This is a genomic window from Streptomyces sp. JH34 (genome assembly GCF_029428875.1).
GTDB lineage: Bacteria > Actinomycetota > Actinomycetes > Streptomycetales > Streptomycetaceae > Streptomyces.
Map to the genome: position 1 here is coordinate 3,804,072 of NZ_JAJSOO010000001.1, position 16,288 is coordinate 3,820,359.

Genomic DNA, 16,288 nt, shown 5'->3' on the forward strand with positions numbered 1-16,288 from the left:
CCGCACATGCTCACGCCCGGGCGGCGACGGGAACGGAGGAAACCTGATTCAGCGGCAATAGACATGACCTATCGGTACGCCTAGGCTTTCTCGTGCAGCCAGGTCATATCAGTGGCCCGGTGCGCAGCAGAAGAGGTGCAGATGCCCCCGGAATCCCCGTCGCGTGCCACAGACCGTCTCGACGACGACGACTACCCCGCGTACACCATGGGGCGGGCCGCCGAGATGATCGGTGCGACGCCAGGCTTCCTCAGGGCCCTCGGCGAGGCCCGACTGATCACCCCGTTGCGCTCCGAGGGGGGTCACCGCCGCTACTCGCGTTATCAGTTGCGCATCGCCGCCCGGGCCCGCGAGCTGGTGGACGCCGGCACACCGATCGAGTCCGCCTGCCGCATCGTCATCCTGGAGGACCAGCTCGAGGAGGCCCTGCGCCTCAACGAGGAACTGCGTCGGCCGTCGGCCGGCCGGCGCGGCACCGATTCCTGAGCGGCGCACGGACGCATATCTGTTTCGGCGGGCACAGAAATACGCGTAATGAGCGGTGAGAGTTTATACCGTTCTCGGCGGAGCGTGCCGCAGTGATATGGACTACAGCTCACTTGTGACCGAATCGTGCTACTGTTGATCTCAGTTGCAGTTGTGGTTCCCAAAACTTCAAGTGCACTCGCCGGATTCACTCCGGTGGGCGCGCTTTTGTATTTCCGGTCTCTTCCGGACGGGGCAATCATTTGCGGCGACGTAGGGCCCGCACGGTGTGGGCCCACGAGCAACGCCCCGAAGGAGAAAAGACATGGCTACCGGTACCGTGAAGTGGTTCAACTCGGAAAAGGGCTTCGGCTTCATCGAGCAGGAGGGCGGCGGCGCCGACGTCTTCGCCCACTACTCGAACATCGCTGCCCAGGGCTTCCGCGAGCTGCAGGAAGGCCAGAAGGTCAACTTCGACGTCACGCAGGGCCAGAAGGGCCCGCAGGCCGAGAACATCACCCCTGCCTGATCGTCAGGTAGTACGACGCAGCTGGGGCCCGCACCTTGGGGTGCGGGTCCCAGCTCGTTGTGTTTTCCCGGCCGTGCCGGGGCCGGTCCACTCCACGGAGTAGGAATTCCTGGTGTGTTCAGGTCATGGCCCGGCGGTTATATGCAGTCATGATGGAGTGCCGAATCCGGAATGTTCATCCGGTGGGCAGACTTCGTTCTTCTTTATTTCATCGGCTCGTTCTTGCGATTCTTGGCGCCGTACTTGGCTGCAGCCGCCCGGAAAGAATCCCTCGATACGTGCCATTCGAGGGAAAGGTTCCCAGTTGAACCGCGATCGCACAGCTCGCACGAATGACCGATTTTCTCGGACCCGCTCCGGCGGATCCGCCGGGAGCCGCACCGCCAACGGATTCCGCTCCGCGGGTTCCGGCCGGCCGGGCGCCCCGGGGTCGCAGGGCCGCTCCGGCGGGCCGAAGCGCTCCGGCGGCTACGGCCGCCGCTCCTCCGCCGTCACGGGTGAGTTCGCCCTGCCGGTGACCATCACCCCCGCCCTCCCCGCCGCCGAGTCCTTCGCGGACCTGGACATGCCGGAGCCCCTGCTGGCGGCACTGGCCGCCGAGGGCGTGTCCGTGCCGTTCCCCATCCAGGCGGCCACCCTGCCGAACTCGCTCGCCGGACGGGACGTCCTGGGCCGAGGCCGCACCGGGTCGGGCAAGACGCTCGCCTTCGGTCTGGCCCTGCTCGCCCGGACCGCGGGCAACCGCGCCGACGCGCGCCGTCCGCTGGCCCTGGTCCTCGTGCCCACCCGGGAACTGGCCCAGCAGGTCACCGACGCGCTCACGCCGTACGCCCGCTCCCTCAGGCTCAGGCTCGCCACGGTCGTCGGCGGCATGTCGATCGGCCGCCAGGCCAGCGCGCTGCGCGGGGGTGCCGAAGTCGTGGTCGCCACCCCGGGCCGGCTCAAGGACCTCATCGAGCGCGGCGACTGCAAGCTCGACCGGGTCGCCATCACGGTCCTCGACGAGGCCGACCAGATGGCCGACATGGGCTTCATGCCCCAGGTCACCGAACTGCTGGACCAGGTGAACGCCGAAGGCCAGCGGATGCTCTTCTCGGCCACCCTGGACCGCAACGTCGACCTGCTGGTCCGCCGCTACCTGCACGACCCGGTCGTCCACTCGGTGGACCCCGCCGCCGGTGCGGTGACGACGATGGAGCACCACGTGCTCTACGTCCAGGGAGCCGACAAGTACGCGACGACCACCGAGATCGCCGCCCGCGAGGGCCGGGTGATCATGTTCCTCGACACCAAGCACGCCGTGGACAAGCTCACCGACCACCTGCTGAACAGCGGAGTGAGGGCGGCCGCGCTGCACGGCGGCAAGTCGCAGCCGCAGCGCACCCGCACCCTCGACCGGTTCAAGACCGGTCACGTCACGGTGCTGGTCGCCACGAACGTCGCCGCCCGGGGCATCCACGTCGACAACCTCGACCTGGTCGTCAACGTCGACCCGCCCAGCGACCACAAGGACTACCTGCACCGCGGCGGGCGTACCGCGCGCGCCGGGGAGTCGGGCAGCGTCGTCACGCTCGTGCTGCCCAACCAGCGTCGCGACATGACCCGGCTGATGGCCGATGCGGGGATCACGCCGCAGGTCGCCCAGGTCCGTTCCGGCGAGGCCGAGCTGAACCGCATCACGGGGGCCCAGGCGCCGTCCGGGGTGCCCGTGATCATCAGCTCGCCGGTTGCGGAGCGGGGCAAGGGCAACGGCTCCCGTCCGCGCGGCCGGCGTGGTGCGCGTCCCGGGCAGGGGCGACGTTCCAACGCCGGTACCCCGACGCCGGAGGCGCGTGCCGCGGCGGCGCAGCGCCGGACGAACAAGGCCGCGTAGCCGGCGGTCCTTCCCCGCACGCACCGCACCCCCGAGGCCGTCCGGCCCGGGGGTGCGGTGCGTCAGGCCGTCCGCTTCGGCGTCCTGGCCCAGCCGAGCCGGGGCTCCACGGCGAACCGGAACACGCGCCGTACGGGCGGGCTGCAGAGGAACGTGACCACGGCTGCGGCGACGACGGACACCAGGATCCGGCCCGGCGGGGTGGAGACGACGTCGAGCTCGAAGAGACCGAGCTTGACGGCGCCCTTGATGACGAAACCGTGCAGCAGGTATCCGTACAGCGTGCCCGCTCCCAGCGCGGTCATCCAGAGACGGCGGTTCGGGACCCAGGCGAGGAAGCAGGCGCTGAGCACCACGGCGCAGGTGAACAGGCACAGGGTCACCACGGCACCCGACCAGGCCGGCGAACCGAGCTGCTCGGCGCCGTACCGGCGGAAGAACCACGAGGTCGTCGAGCGCGGCACCGCCCAGTAGGCGGCGGCCAGGGCCACCAGGCACAGCGGGACGGACGCGATGCGCACGGCCCGGCGTCGTACGAAGTCGAAGTGCGCGGGCCGCAGCTGGAGGCCCAGGACGTAGTACGGCAGGAACTGGAGGATCCGCTGCATCTGCAGGTCCCCGCCGATGTTGCTGGTCACCGCCCCCATGGCCGCGACGACCAGGGCCACCGCCACCGGCCACCGGACCGTCTCCCAGAACGGGGTGGTCAGGCGCCACAGGAACAGGGCGGGCAGGAACCACAGCAGCCAGTAGGGGGTGAGGGGACTCAGCGGGAACTGCGGGGAGCCGGTGAGACGCTCGAAGAGGGTGTAGCCGACCTCGAAGACCGCGTAGGGCACGGCCAGGCCGGTGACGAGCTTCCACACCCGGTCGGACCGCAGTTCGAGACCGCGCGAGAAGTACCCGGCGATGATGATGAAGACCGGCATGTGGAAGGTGTAGACGAACGTGTAGAACGTCTCCACCAGGCGTCCGCTGCCGGGCAGGGGTTCCCACGAGTGCCCCATCGCGACGAGCACGATGGCCAGGTACTTCGCGTTGTCGAAGAACGGGTCACGGCCGGGGCGGGACGGCTCGGCCGCCGGTGCTCCTGCCCCGGCTCCGGCGGGTCCCGGGGTACGTGAGATCAGCGAGGGCATCCGCACACCCTAGTCCCGCCGCCCGTCAGGGGGTCAGGATCAGCTTCCCGGTGGTCCGGCGCGCGAGCAGGTCCTCATGGGCCCGCCGTGCGTCGGCGAGCGGGTAGCTGCCGCCGGTCACGGGCGTGATGCGGCCCGCCGAGGCCAGGGCGAAGAGCTCCTTCAGGGGCCCGCCGACCGCATCGGGGGCCGCGAGGGTGGGACGCAGCCAGAATCCGACGACGGAGGCGTTGAGGCGGCCCAGGCGGGCCGGGTCGACCGGGGTGAAGGCGGCGCGGGCGGAGTTGCCGTACGTGACCAGCCGGCCGAAGGACGCCAACGAGTCCAGGGCCTGGTCGAAGAGCTCCCCGCCTACGGCGTCCAGGACGACGTCCGCCTTCTCCGCGAGGGGGTAGGTGATCACCGCGTCCGCGCCGAGGCCCAGGGCGAGCCGCTCCTTGGCCGGGGTGGAGACCTGCGCGAGCACCCGGCCCGCTCCGAACTCGCGGGCAAGCTGGACGGCGAGGCTGCCGACGCCACCCGCCGCGGAGTGCACGACGACGGTCTCGCCGCTGCGCAGCCGGGCCGCGGACCTCAGCAGGTGCCAGGCGGTCAGTCCCTGCACCATGAGGGCGAGTGCCCGGGCCGCGTCCAGGTCCTCGGGGATCTCCAGGACGGCGGACTCCTTGGCGGTCACCTGCTCCGCGTATCCGTGCGAGACCCGGGCCAGTACCCGCCTCCCGTCCGGTGTGCGGCCCACGACCTCGCTGCCGGGGACGTGGGGGAGGGCGTCGGCGCCGAGGTAGGAGCCGTCCGTCTGGTGGGTGTCGGCGAAGTTCACCCCGGCGGCCTCGACGGTGAGGAGCAGCTCTCCGGGGCCGGGCACGGGGGGAGCCAGTTCCACGGGGCGGAGTACTTCGGGACCACCGAAGTGGTCGAACTGGATAGCGAGCATGCGGCACGGTACCGCGGGGCGCTCCGGGGGCCCGGGTGCCCGCGTTCCGCGTCCGTCTTCTGTCAGGAATCAGATGAAAAACAGCACAAACGGTCTGTTTTCGTCGTCGCTCCGGGTCGACGTCGGCGGGGCACGGAACGGGCAGCAGATGCCGTAACGCCCCGCCGCCCCGCACGCACCGCAGCCGGGGCGGATCACGGCAGGACCGGGCGGTACGCGATCGGCCGTGGCCACGAGCGGGGTGTCCTGCCAGACTGCCGCCATGAGCGATCTTCTCCACGACAGAGTCGTCCTGATCACCGGGGCGAGCAGCGGTATAGGTGCGTCGGCGGCCCGGGTGTTCTCGGAGGAAGGCGCGACGGTCGTCCTGGCCGCGCGCAGGGAGGACCGACTGGCCTCGCTGGTGACGGAGTTGAAGGACAAGGGGGCCCAGGCCTCCTACGTCGTCTGTGACGTCACGGTCGCGGAGGACGCCGCGCGGGCCGTCGACTTCACGGTCGAGACCTACGGGCGGCTGGACTCGGCCTTCAACAACGCGGGGCTGGGCGGCGACCGGACCCCTCTCCACCTCATGGGTGACGACGTCTACGACGCGGTCATGGACACCAACGTGCGCGGCGTCTGGAACTGCCTCCGGCACGAGATAGCGGCCATGCTGCAGAACCCCGGAGGCTGCTCCATCGTGAACAACAGCAGTGTGGGCGGGCTGGTGGCCATACCGGCGGCCGCGCCCTACATAGCCGCCAAACACGCCGTCGTCGGTCTCACCAGGGCTGCCGCGGACGAGTACGCCCAACAGGGCATCAGGGTCAACGCCGTTGCGCCGGGAACGACGCGCAGCGAGATCACGGCGGACTGGTTCGGGCGCAATCCGGGCCTGGAGGAGATGGTCAACGGGCTCACCCCGCAGGGGCGTACGGCGGAGCCCGAGGAGATCGCCAACGCGGCCGCCTGGCTGCTCAGCGACCGCTGTCCCTTCCTCACGGGCACCGTCCTGCCGGTGGACGGCGGGTTCGTCAACCAGTAGGGCGCCGGGCCGGTATCAGCCGCAGGGTCCGCTCAGCCGGCTCCGGAAGACCGTCTCCCCGTCCTGCGCCACCGTGACCAGGACCGAGGTCTCCCCGGAGGCGGCGGGCAGGACCTCCGCACGGATCCAGCAGGGACTGTCGAACTCGGCGTAGCGCTCGAACGCGCTGGTCACGGTGGTCGCTTCGAACACCGCCGGGAACAGGGCGGCGTTCGCGGCCTGTTGGGCCGCCTCCATCAGGGCGAGCCCCGGGACGTGGTCGACCGGGTGGTCGTACAGCACGGCGTTTTCCACGTCGTTGCGCAGCTGCCAGTGACGGGGCCCGTCACCGGCCGACAGGACCACGTCGACGGGCGCGTTCCTGCCGACGGTGCGGGGATCGACCGGAGCGGGCAGCGGCCACGCGTTCCAGTCGACGGTGAAGTGTTCGCCACGGAGGCGGCGGTACACGCGTGTGGAGAGCCAGCCGAATTCGGAGTCCGCGCGGGCCACCAAGCTGCCACCCTGGAGTATGCGGAACTCCATGTCGAGCGAACTGACCTTCCGGCCGCGCTCCTTGGCGTTCTTGACGGTGACCTCGACGGTGAGGTCGCAGGGCGTGTCAGGGGGTACTTCGAACCCGGGCGTGACGGTGAAGTCGAAGTAGCTCAGCACGGTGTGATCGGAAAGGGGTGCGCCGTACGCGGCATGCGCGATGGTCAGACCGCTCTGCCGGACGGTCTGGGTGAGCATCCGGTGGTCGTACGCGAGGCCGGCGGCGGGGGCCGGCCACCTCGCGGACAACGAGAACTCGCCATCTTCCCTGCGCCACCAGGACGTGAGGAGGACCATGTCGGAACGTCCCAGGTGGACGTACTCCTTACGGATGTCGTCCCGTCCCTCGGCCGCGGAGAGCGGCGGGCACGGAACAGCGGGTATGTCGGGCACGGCCCTCCCGGACATGGCGCAAAATAGATGTTACGGCGCTGATATGATACCGGTTCACCGGTACTTTTTGAAGTAGCGTCATGCACGTTCAAAGGGGAGCGCGAGTTGGCACGACAGCAACGGGCGATCCGCACGCGCCGCATCTTTCTGCAAGCCGCCGCCGAGGTCTTCGACGAGCACGGCTACGACGCAGCCACCATCGCCGCGATCCTCGACCGGGCCGGTCTCACGCGGGGCGCTCTCTACTTCCATTTCACGTCGAAGGAAGAGCTGGCCCGTGGTGTCCTCCAGGAGGCGGTGACCTCGGACGGAGTCACTCCGCAGACCTTCAAGCTGCAGGAGTGGGTGGACATGGCACTCCTGCTCGCCTACCGGCTGCCACGGGAACCCCTGCTCAGCGCCTCGATCCGGCTCTCCGTCGACCCGCGGGCGCGCGGACTCTTCGGCACCCGCTGGCCGGACTGGATCGCTCTCGGGACGGAGATGCTGACCGAGGCCAAGGAGCGCGGAGAGCTCCTTCCGCACGTCGATCCCGAGGCCACGTCCCGGCTGGTCGTCGGCGCGTGGACCGGGGTCCAGCTGGTGACCGAGTCCATGGCCGAGCCGCCGGACCTGGTCGCCGAGATATCCGCACTCTTCGAACTCATCCTCCCCAACAACGCGGTCCCCGGTGTGCTGGCGCGGCTGGACACGTCCCCGCACCGCGCGGCACGGATCATGGAGCAGCAGGCGGTCGCCGCCTCCTGACCGCCCGTGCGGTGGCATGCGGCGCGCTGCCACATGTCACCCGATCGGGTGCGGGGTGCCTGCGACGTGGCTGGTCAGCACGCATGGTGGCCGTATGTGGCTTCGCCGAACAGTCGTGTGTGCCATGGTCGTGCCGCTCGCCTTCCTGGTCTTCCGGGACGCGCCGGTTCGGCTCGTCGGGCCCGAGCGCGCCGCCGCGAAGCCGGCGGAGCCCGCCGCGGCCCCACGGCCGGTGATCGTCAGCCGGGCGCAGTGGCACGCGGACGAGAGCCTGGTGAAGGAGGACGCGGTGTACACGGGGACGGTGAGGGCCGTCTTCGTCCATCACACCGGCCACACCAACAGGTACGACTGCGCCGACGCCCCGAAGATGCTCCGGGCGATGGAGGAGATGCACGTCCGGGGCGAGGGCTGGGACGACATCGGCTACAACTTCGTCGTCGACCGCTGCGGGACCGTATACGAGGGCAGGGCGGGCGGTGTCGGACGGTCCGTGCGCGGAGCCCACGCCACCGGGTTCAACGCGCACAGCGTGGGGATCGCGGCCCTCGGCACCTTCGACCCCGGTGTGCCGGTGCCGAAGGCGCTCATCGAGGGGATCGCGAAGGTGGGCGCGTGGAAGCTGGACCGGAGCATCGACCCCCGGGGCTTCGTACGGATGGTCTCGACGAACGACGAGAGCCTGTACAGGCGCGGTGAGGTCGTTCACCTCCACGCCGTCGCAGGTCACCGCGACACCTTCCGGACGTACTGCCCCGGAGAGGCGCTCTATGCCCGACTCCCCGCGATCCGGGCCGAGATGGCCCGGCTGAGGGACGTGGGACGCCCTGGCGGCCGGCCGTCCCCCTGACGGCTATCCCGCGACGTACTGGGTGAGGACGGCCTGCACCTCGTAGATGTCCACCCCCTTGGTGAACGTCTTCTGGATCGGGCTGGCGGAGCCGGAGACCCATATCTTGAGCTCGGCGTCCAGGTCGAAGGTCCCCGCCGTCTCCACCGCGAAGTGCGTGATGCTCCGGTACGGCACGGAGTGGTACTCGACCTTCTTGCCGGTGATCCCCTGCTTGTCGATGAGGACCAGCCTGCGGTCGGTGAAGAGGATCGTGTCGCGGATCAGCAGGTACGCGGCGTGCACCTGCTCGCCCTGCCCCAGGAGGCGGGCGTAGTCACGCTGTGCCGCAGCCGGATCGACGGTGTGCGCATTACCGAACAGTGCCATGGAAGGGCCTCCAGCCGAGTGAATGTGCGGGCGTCGAGCGCGTCAAAGCCCCGAGAAAAGATTATCGGCGGCTTATCTGTTCGTGCCCTTGCACACCTCTCGAGCACAGCGGAGGAAATACCGTCATGCCGGCATCACCCCTCGCCAAGCGGCCCGTCGAATCGGTGCTCGCCCTTCTGCTCGTCCTCCTGAGCGTGCTCGGCCTCGCCGGCCGCAGTGCCGCGGACGCCCCGGCCCAGGCCCCCGCCCGGGCGGTCCCGGCTCAGGCCGCCCCCGCCCGGGCCGTCATCGCGCCGACCGTCACCGCGCCGACCCTCACGGCGGGCACGGACTGGGACCGCATCGCCGAGTGCGAGAGCAGCGGCCGCTGGAACACCAACACCGGCAACGGCTACCACGGCGGACTGCAGTTCGCCCCCTCCACCTGGCGCGCTTACGGCGGCGGGCAGTACGCGCCCCGCGCCGACCTCGCCACCCGGTCCGAGCAGATCGCCGTCGGTGAACGCGTCGCACGCTCACAGGGAATGGGCGCCTGGCCGACATGCGGTCGTCTCGGTGCGAGCGGTACGTCGAGCTCCTCCGCCGGACAGTCCTCGTCCGGCCAGTCCTCCTCCGGGCAGTCCTCCTCCGGCGGCGACCGCAGTGACACGTCCCAGTCGGCTCCCTCTCGCCAGTCGGCCGGCAGTTCGAACGGCAACCCGTCCGACGGCGCGACCTCCGGCAACACGTCGTCCGGCGCTTCCTCGTCGGGGGCTTCCTCGTCGGGCGGCACGCACGAGCACGGGAACGCCGGCTCCGCGGGCGGCGACGCCGGTGTGAAGCACCACTCCGAGGACCTCGCCGACGAGAAGACGTACGTCGTGGAGTCGGGCGACTGCCTCTCGGTGATCGCCGAGCGTGCGGACGTGTCCGGTGGGTGGCACGCGCTGTACGAGATGAACCGTGAGGTCCTGGACCAGGGGCCGCACCTCATCTTCCCCGGTCAGCGCCTGCGCCTGAACGCCTGAACCGCGAGGTCACGATGGCTTTCCGACCCGGCACAGGTACTTTCCCCACGCGGAGCACGCGAGCTGGACGCGCGGTCATGACGGTGGGACCGGCCGTGGTGCCCGGCCCGGACACTCGTCACCGGCTGACGGAGTCAGCCCCACGAACGGAGCCGGACGGCTCGGGCGACGCGGCCTCGTAGCGGCGGCACTCGGAGTTGTGACACGGCCCCGGGCCCCAGTGCGGGACGAAGATGCCAAGGGTCTTGTGCCGCGCCGTCACGGTCGCGACGGGTTGCTTGCAGGCCGGACACACGTACTCCGCCTGCCTGTCGGTCTGACGCTCGGTTCTGGCCATGCTCTTACGGTAATCCCGAAGGGGACATCGAGAAACTTTTCCGACTTTTTGCCAGACCTGGAACGAGGTTCCGCGTCGATGAAGGGACCACCCGGGCATGGCACGCTCACCGTCACCGGCCGCAGTCCTGCTCTCCGTGCACGCCGTCGTCCTCGACACGGACGGTGTGATCACCGACTCCGCCCCTATCCACGCCGCGGCCTGGAAACTGGCCTTCGACGCCTGCCTGGCCCGCCACGAGGACCAGCGGCCCTTCGACGAGGTGGAGGACTACCGGCGCCACGTCGACGGCAGATCACGCGGGGACGGTGCCGCCGCGTTCCTGACGTCCAGAGGTCTCGACCTTCCCGAAGGCAGCCCCGACGACCCACCGGGCACCGGGACGGTGTCGGCCGTAGCCGCCCGCAAGGACGAGGAGTTCACCCGCAGCATCCGCGCTCGTCCGGTCGGCGTCTGGCCGGGAACGGTCCGCCTCCTGCGCGTGCTGCACGACGCGCGTGTGCCGCTCGCCGCCGCGTCCGCGTCCCGGCACGCGACGGAGCTGCTGGCGGGGGCCGGTCTCCTGGACCTGTTCACGGCGGTGGTCGACGGCAACGAGGCCCGGCGCCTGGAGCTGCCCGGCAAACCGGACCCCGCGCTGTTCACCGAGGCGGCACGGCGTCTGGGAGTGCCGGCCGGGGACACGGCCGTCGTGGAGGACGCGCTGGCCGGCGTCGAGGCGGGACGGCGGGGCGGCTTCGGGCTCGTCGTCGGGGTGGACCGCTCGGACAGCCCCGAGGGCGCCGCCGGTCTGCGCCGTCACGGCGCGGACCTCGTGGTGGCCGACCTCGGGGACCTGCTGATCACCGGGGAGGACTGATGGCACGTGGCTGGATCTGGACGTACGAGGGGTACCGACCGGAGAAGGAGCGCCTGCGCGAAGCCCTGTGCACGCTCGGCAACGGCTACTTCGCGACCCGGGGAGCCGCCCCCGAGACTCCCGCGGGCGGGACGCACTACCCGGGCACCTATGTGGCGGGCTGCTACAACCGGCTGACCTCGTCCGTCCAGGGACGCCAGGTCGAGAACGAGGACATGGTCAACCTCCCCGACTGGCTGCCGCTGCGCTACCGCATCCGTCCGCCCGGAGCCCTCCCCGGCCCATGGCTGACCCCCGACCACGACCACCTCGTGGACCACCGGCAGTCGCTCGACCTCCGGGGCGGCATCCTGACCCGCCACTCGGTCTACGAGGACGGGGAGGGCCGGCGGCTGACGGTGGAGCAGGAGCGCCTGGTGCACATGGGCGACCCCCATCTCGCGGCACTGCACACGGTGTTCACCGCCGAAGGGTGGTCGGGGGAACTGGAGGTGGAGTCGGGGATCGACGGAGACGTCCGCAACAGCGGCGTCGCGCGCTACCGCGAACTGGCCGACCGCCACCTCACCGGCTGGGAGACCGGCACGGAACCGGGTGCCGTGGTGTGGCTGCGCTGCCACACGGTGGAGTCGGACATCGGCGTCGCCCTGGCCGCCCGCACCGTGGCCTCCTGCGGTCCCGAACGCAACGGCGACCACCGGGCGGAACCCCGGCAGGAGCCGCGCGCGGTCCAGCAGACGCTGCTGCTCCCGCTCGCCCCGGACTCCGACGCCGTCGTCGACAAGACGGTGGGCCTCTACACCTCCCGCGACCCCGCGATCGGCAGCCCGCTGCGGGCCGCCGTGTCGGCGGTGGGTGAGGCGCCGACGTACGCAGGGCTGCGGTCCTCGCACCGCCTGGCCTGGGCGGATCTGTGGCAGCAGGTGAAGCTGGAGGTGCCGGGGGAGCCCGGACGCATCCTGCGGCTGCACCTCTTCCACGTGCTCCAGACCCTGTCCCCGCACACCGCGGAACTCGACGTCGGGGTACCGGCCAGGGGTCTGCACGGGGAGGCGTACCGGGGGCACGTCTTCTGGGACGAGCTGTTCGTCCTGCCCTTCCTGAACATGCATCTCCCGGAGATCTCCAGGGGGTTGCTCGACTACCGGCACCGGCGGCTCCCCGCGGCCTGCGGGGCGGCGCAGGCCGCGGGCAGGGCGGGGGCCATGTACCCCTGGCAGAGCGCGGACGAGGGGCGCGAGGAGACCCAGGAGGTCCATCTCAACCCGCGCTCGGGGCGCTGGCTGCCCGACCGGTCACGGTTGCAGCACCACGTCGGCTCGGCGGTGGCGTACAACGTGTGGCAGTACTGCCAGGCGACGGGTGACACGGAGTACCTCTACTCCAAGGGCGCCGAGATGCTGACGCAGATCGCCCGCTTCTGGGCGGACAGCGCCGAGTGGGACGACGGCCTGGAGCGGTACCGCATCCGGGGCGTCGTCGGCCCCGACGAGTACCACGACGCCTATCCGGATTCCGACGCGGCGGGCGTCGACGACAACACGTACACGAACGTGACGGCGGCCTGGGTGCTGGCGCGGGCCGGCGAGCTCTGCCGTGACCTGCCGGCGAGCCGCAGCCGGCAGCTCTTCGACCAGATCCGGATGGACCCGGCGGAGACGGACCGCTGGGACGACATCTCCCGGAAGCTGTACGTGCCCCACCACCAGGGCGTCATCAGCCAGTTCGCCGGTTACGGGGACCTGAAGGAGCTGGACTGGGAGGGGTACCGGCAGCGGTACGGGGACATCCGGCGTCTCGACCGGATCCTGGAGGCGGAGGGTGACACGGCCAACCGCTACCAGGCGTCCAAGCAGGCCGATGTGCTGATGCTCGGTTACCTCTTCTCGCCGAAGGAACTCGCCGCCCTGTTCCGGCGGCTCGGCCACACCCTCGACGACGAGGCGTGGCGGGCCACCGTCGACTACTACGTGGGGCGGACGAGCCACGGCTCCACCCTCAGCTCCCTCGTCCACGCCTGGGTCCTGGCCAGGGTCAACCGGGACGAGGCCTGGCGGTACTGCGAGGAGGCGCTGATCGGCGACGTGGTCGACATCCAGGGCGGCACGACCGAGGAGGGCATCCACCTGGGGGCGATGGCGGGCACCCTCGACTTCGTGCAGCGCGGGATGACCGGGCTGGAGACCCGTGACGACGCCCTGTGGCTCGCTCCGGCCACCCTGCCGCAGCTCTCGAAGTTCCGGATGCGGCTCCGCTTCCGCCGGCACTGGGACGTGGACCTGCGGCTGCGCGCCGAGCGGCTGCGGATCGCCGTGCCGGACTCGCGACGGCCGGGCGTGCGCGTCAGGCTGGACGGCAGCGCGTACGTCGTCGATCCCGGCACGTCGCGGTGGCTGGAGCTCCCCGAAGACTCGTCCGGCGGGTGGTGAGGGGCCGTCGGGCTCAAGCGGGCCCGGAGGACACCAGTACGCCGATCTTGTCGATGCGGTGCTCCGGGTTGTGGTGGGCGTCGCGCCAGGAATTCCCGGCCGCGTCGTCCTCCGGGGTCGCGCAGGTGGAGAGAGTGATCATCGCCCGGGACGGCTTCTCGCCCGGCTCGCCCGGCACCTCCGCGCGCTGCTCGGCGAGCGAGCGCTCGGACCGGAAGGACGTCTGCCGGGTGCCGGTGATCCGGTACTCGTACACCGTGCCGCTCTCCGTGACGAGGACCTTGGCCCCCTCGTCCAGTGACGGCAGGTCGCGGAAGGGGCCTCCGGCGGACAGCCGGTGGGCCGTCACCAGGTAGTTCCCGATCTCGCCCGGCCCTACGCCGCCGTGCCCACCGTACGGCGCGGCCGCCTCACCGCGGTCCTGCACGACGGTGCCCGGCCCGTCGTCCGTCGTCCCCTCGTACGGGACGACGCGCAGGTCCCTCACGCCGATCGCGGGGACGGTGAGCTCGGCCGTCTCCGTGCGCGGGTCGGTCCGGTCGGACGGCGGGACGGCGGAGGGGGCCGCCGTGGCCGCCGGGGCCGGGGGAGGCTGTCCCGCACCGGCCGCCGCGGCCGGTCCCCCGGCGGCCAGCAGGACGACGGCCGCGGCCGTCACGGCCCGGGGGACGCCTCGGAGAGCTTGGGAAGGGTTCATGACGGGATCCGGATCGGTGGCCGGTGGGTACAGGGTGCGGGCCCCGGAGCACGGCCCGCACCTTCCAGTACACCACCGGTCAGACGATCGTGTCGGGTGCGCCGAGCACGGCCCGGACCTCCTCCGCGGTCAGTTCCGTGAGCTCCTCCCCCACGAGCAGCCAGCGGGTGATCCCGACCGACTCGAGGAACGCCAGATCGTGTCCGGCGATCACCAGCGCGCCCTCGTAGGACTCCAGGGCGCTCGTCAGCTGCCGCACGCTCGCCAGGTCGAGGTTGTTGGTCGGCTCGTCCAGCATCAGCAGCTGCGGGGCCGGAGTGGCGAGCATCGTCGCCGCGAGGGCGGCGCGGAAGCGTTCTCCGCCGGAGAGGGTGCCCGCCGGCTGTCCGGCGCGTGCTCCCTTGAAAAGGAAGCGGGCCAGCTGGGAGCGGATCTCGTTGTCGGTGGTCCCGGGCGCCGCGCGGGCCACGTTCGCGGCGACGCTCAGCCCGTCGTCGAGCACATCGAGCCGCTGAGGCAGGAAGCGCAGCGGGACGTGCGCCCTGGCCTCGCCCGACTTGGGTGCGAGCTCCCCGGTGAGGGTGCGCAGCAAGGTCGTCTTTCCCGCCCCGTTGCGCCCGATCAGCGCGATGCGTTCGGGGCCCTGGACGTGCAGCGTGCCGTCGCGCAGGGAACCGAAGCGGGGGTGGAGCCCTCGCGCGCTCAGGACCGTACGGCCTGCCGGGACGGCGGTGTGGGGGAGCCGTACCCGGATCTCGGCGTCGTCCCGGATCACCTCGGACGCCGTGTCGAGCCGCTCCCGCGCATCCTGGAGCCGGTCCTCGTGCAGGCCTCGGAGCTTGCCCGCCGCCTCCTGCGAGGACCTCTTGTGGGCGCCCGCCACGATCCTCGGCGCCCGCCGCTGGGCGTCCAGCTTCTTGTTGTGCCGCTGGCGGCGGGCCACCTTGATCCGGGCCTCCTCCAGCTCGCGCTTCTGACGGCGTACGTCGGACTCGGCCGACCGCACCATGCGTCCGGCCGCCTCCTGCTGGGTGGCCAGCGCCTCCTCGTAGGCCGACCAGCCGCCGCCGTACCAGCTCACCGATCCGGCACGCAGCTCGGCGATGCGGTCCACGCGTTCCAGCAGGTCACGGTCGTGGCTGACCACGACCAGCACACCGGAGCGCCAGGACTCGACGGCCTCGTACAGCCGGTGGCGCGCGAACACGTCGAGGTTGTTGGTCGGTTCGTCGAGCAGCAGGACGTCGGGACGCTCCAGCAGCAGCGCCGCCAGCCGCAGCAGCACGGTCTCGCCACCGGACATCTGTCCCACGGTGCGGTCGAGACCGACGTCGGCGAGCCCGAGCGATCCGAGGGTCGCCAGGGCCCTTTCCTCGACGTCCCAGTCGTCGCCGACCGTCTCGAAGTGCTCCGTGGCGACGTCGCCGGCCTCGATCGCGCGCAGCGCGGTACGCCGCTCGGTGATGCCGAGGGCGCCCTCGACGCGGAGGTCCGTGTCGAGAGTGAGGTTCTGCGGGAGGTGGGCGAGGCGCCCGCCGACGGTCACCGAGCCCCCGGAGGGCTTCAGTTGGCCGGCCAGCAGCCGCAGCAGGGTGGACTTGCCGGAGCCGTTGGTCCCGACGAGCCCGGTGCGGCCCCGGCCGACGGACAGGGAGAGTCCGTCGAGGACCTCCGTGCCGTCCGGCCACCGGAAGGACAGGTCGGAGCAGGTCAGGGATGCGGCGGGCGTGGTGGGATGTGACATGTGGTCCTCGCAGTCGCAAGCGTGAGAGCAGGGGCTTCGTGTGCGAGCACCACGCGGCGACCGGCCGGGAACGGCAGAGGTGCGGTCCTCCGGAGACACGGGGGACGGCTCATGCACCGAGGTCGCATCCACGCGGAGGGTCACGGGGCGGCAGGAAGGCCGACAGGGCGTGACGGGCTACGGCAGGGGCCGTGCCGCGCGATGATCGCGGACCTCAGATGCGCAACGTCCACCTCTATCGGAGACGACAGGACTCAAAAAATGTACACCGCGCCGGGGCCGGGCGGGGTGGAACGCGCACGGACCGCTGGCGATCGAGTCCCGCGGAGGCGCTGCGGTGGCCCGCCCGGTCCGC

The 16,288-nt window shown here is 71.0% G+C and carries 15 protein-coding genes; 9 read left to right on the forward strand and 6 right to left on the reverse strand.

The window, feature by feature from the left end:
* Positions 1–141: 141 nt before the first annotated feature.
* The 3 genes from LWJ43_RS16905 to LWJ43_RS16915 all read left to right on the forward strand — a co-directional run bounded on the left by LWJ43_RS16905 (position 142) and on the right by LWJ43_RS16915 (position 2,867).
* On the forward strand, positions 142–486 hold the full coding sequence (locus tag LWJ43_RS16905; RefSeq protein ID WP_277333067.1) for a MerR family transcriptional regulator: 345 nt from the start codon (positions 142–144) through the stop codon (positions 484–486).
* A gap of 304 nt (positions 487–790) precedes the next feature.
* Complete coding sequence (locus LWJ43_RS16910) at positions 791–994, forward strand: cold-shock protein (RefSeq protein WP_014155340.1); 204 nt, start codon at positions 791–793, stop codon at positions 992–994.
* A 304-nt stretch (positions 995–1,298) separates the two neighbouring features.
* Positions 1,299–2,867, forward strand: coding sequence for a DEAD/DEAH box helicase (locus LWJ43_RS16915; protein WP_277333068.1), 1,569 nt, complete (start codon positions 1,299–1,301; stop codon positions 2,865–2,867).
* Positions 2,868–2,929: 62 nt separating this feature from the next.
* Here LWJ43_RS16915 and LWJ43_RS16920 read toward each other — a convergent pair whose 3' ends face one another.
* Positions 2,930–4,006 carry an acyltransferase family protein gene (locus tag LWJ43_RS16920; protein ID WP_277333069.1) on the reverse strand — a complete coding sequence of 359 codons (1,077 nt, stop codon included), beginning with the start codon at positions 4,004–4,006 and terminating at the stop codon, positions 2,930–2,932.
* A gap of 25 nt (positions 4,007–4,031) precedes the next feature.
* On the reverse strand, positions 4,032–4,940 hold the full coding sequence (locus LWJ43_RS16925) for a quinone oxidoreductase family protein (RefSeq protein WP_277333070.1): 909 nt from the start codon (positions 4,938–4,940) through the stop codon (positions 4,032–4,034).
* Between the two features lie 262 nt (positions 4,941–5,202).
* On the opposite strand from LWJ43_RS16925, the gene LWJ43_RS16930 reads away from it, so the two are divergent.
* Positions 5,203–5,967 carry an SDR family NAD(P)-dependent oxidoreductase gene (locus tag LWJ43_RS16930; protein WP_277333071.1) on the forward strand — a complete coding sequence of 255 codons (765 nt, stop codon included), beginning with the start codon at positions 5,203–5,205 and terminating at the stop codon, positions 5,965–5,967.
* 15 nt (positions 5,968–5,982) lie between these two features.
* Here LWJ43_RS16930 and LWJ43_RS16935 read toward each other — a convergent pair whose 3' ends face one another.
* On the reverse strand, positions 5,983–6,894 hold the full coding sequence (locus LWJ43_RS16935) for a ScbA/BarX family gamma-butyrolactone biosynthesis protein (RefSeq protein WP_277333072.1): 912 nt from the start codon (positions 6,892–6,894) through the stop codon (positions 5,983–5,985).
* A gap of 105 nt (positions 6,895–6,999) precedes the next feature.
* Between LWJ43_RS16935 and LWJ43_RS16940 the strand changes: the two genes are divergently transcribed.
* Complete coding sequence (locus LWJ43_RS16940; protein WP_277333073.1) at positions 7,000–7,641, forward strand: ScbR family autoregulator-binding transcription factor; 642 nt, start codon at positions 7,000–7,002, stop codon at positions 7,639–7,641.
* 94 nt (positions 7,642–7,735) lie between these two features.
* Positions 7,736–8,491 (forward strand): peptidoglycan recognition protein family protein, encoded by a 756-nt coding sequence (locus LWJ43_RS16945; protein ID WP_277333074.1) that lies wholly within the window; start codon positions 7,736–7,738, stop codon positions 8,489–8,491.
* Between the two features lie 3 nt (positions 8,492–8,494).
* On the opposite strand, the gene LWJ43_RS16950 is transcribed toward LWJ43_RS16945, so the two are convergent.
* Positions 8,495–8,860: a PH domain-containing protein gene (locus LWJ43_RS16950; protein ID WP_277333075.1), complete on the reverse strand. Its 366-nt coding sequence runs from the start codon at positions 8,858–8,860 to the stop codon at positions 8,495–8,497.
* Between the two features lie 125 nt (positions 8,861–8,985).
* On the opposite strand from LWJ43_RS16950, the gene LWJ43_RS16955 reads away from it, so the two are divergent.
* From LWJ43_RS16955 to LWJ43_RS16970, 3 genes are all read left to right on the forward strand, one after another.
* Entirely contained in the window at positions 8,986–9,867 is an 882-nt protein-coding gene (locus tag LWJ43_RS16955) for a LysM peptidoglycan-binding domain-containing protein (RefSeq protein ID WP_277333076.1), read from the forward strand.
* 434 nt (positions 9,868–10,301) lie between these two features.
* The gene (locus tag LWJ43_RS16965) at positions 10,302–11,063 is read left to right on the forward strand and encodes an HAD family hydrolase (protein ID WP_277333078.1); all 762 of its coding nucleotides are present in this window, start codon (positions 10,302–10,304) and stop codon (positions 11,061–11,063) included.
* On the forward strand, positions 11,063–13,492 hold the full coding sequence (locus tag LWJ43_RS16970) for a glycoside hydrolase family 65 protein (protein WP_277333079.1): 2,430 nt from the start codon (positions 11,063–11,065) through the stop codon (positions 13,490–13,492). The genes LWJ43_RS16965 and LWJ43_RS16970 overlap by 1 nt, the downstream gene beginning before the upstream one ends.
* 13 nt (positions 13,493–13,505) lie before the next feature.
* Here LWJ43_RS16970 and LWJ43_RS16975 read toward each other — a convergent pair whose 3' ends face one another.
* Together LWJ43_RS16975 and LWJ43_RS16980 are read right to left on the reverse strand one after the other, a co-directional pair.
* A complete protein-coding gene (locus LWJ43_RS16975) occupies positions 13,506–14,189 on the reverse strand; it encodes a class E sortase (protein WP_277333080.1) in 684 nt (227 codons plus the stop codon).
* Positions 14,190–14,268: 79 nt separating this feature from the next.
* Positions 14,269–15,933 (reverse strand): ABC-F family ATP-binding cassette domain-containing protein, encoded by a 1,665-nt coding sequence (locus tag LWJ43_RS16980; RefSeq protein WP_277333081.1) that lies wholly within the window; start codon positions 15,931–15,933, stop codon positions 14,269–14,271.
* Between the last annotated feature and the right edge of the window lie 355 nt (positions 15,934–16,288).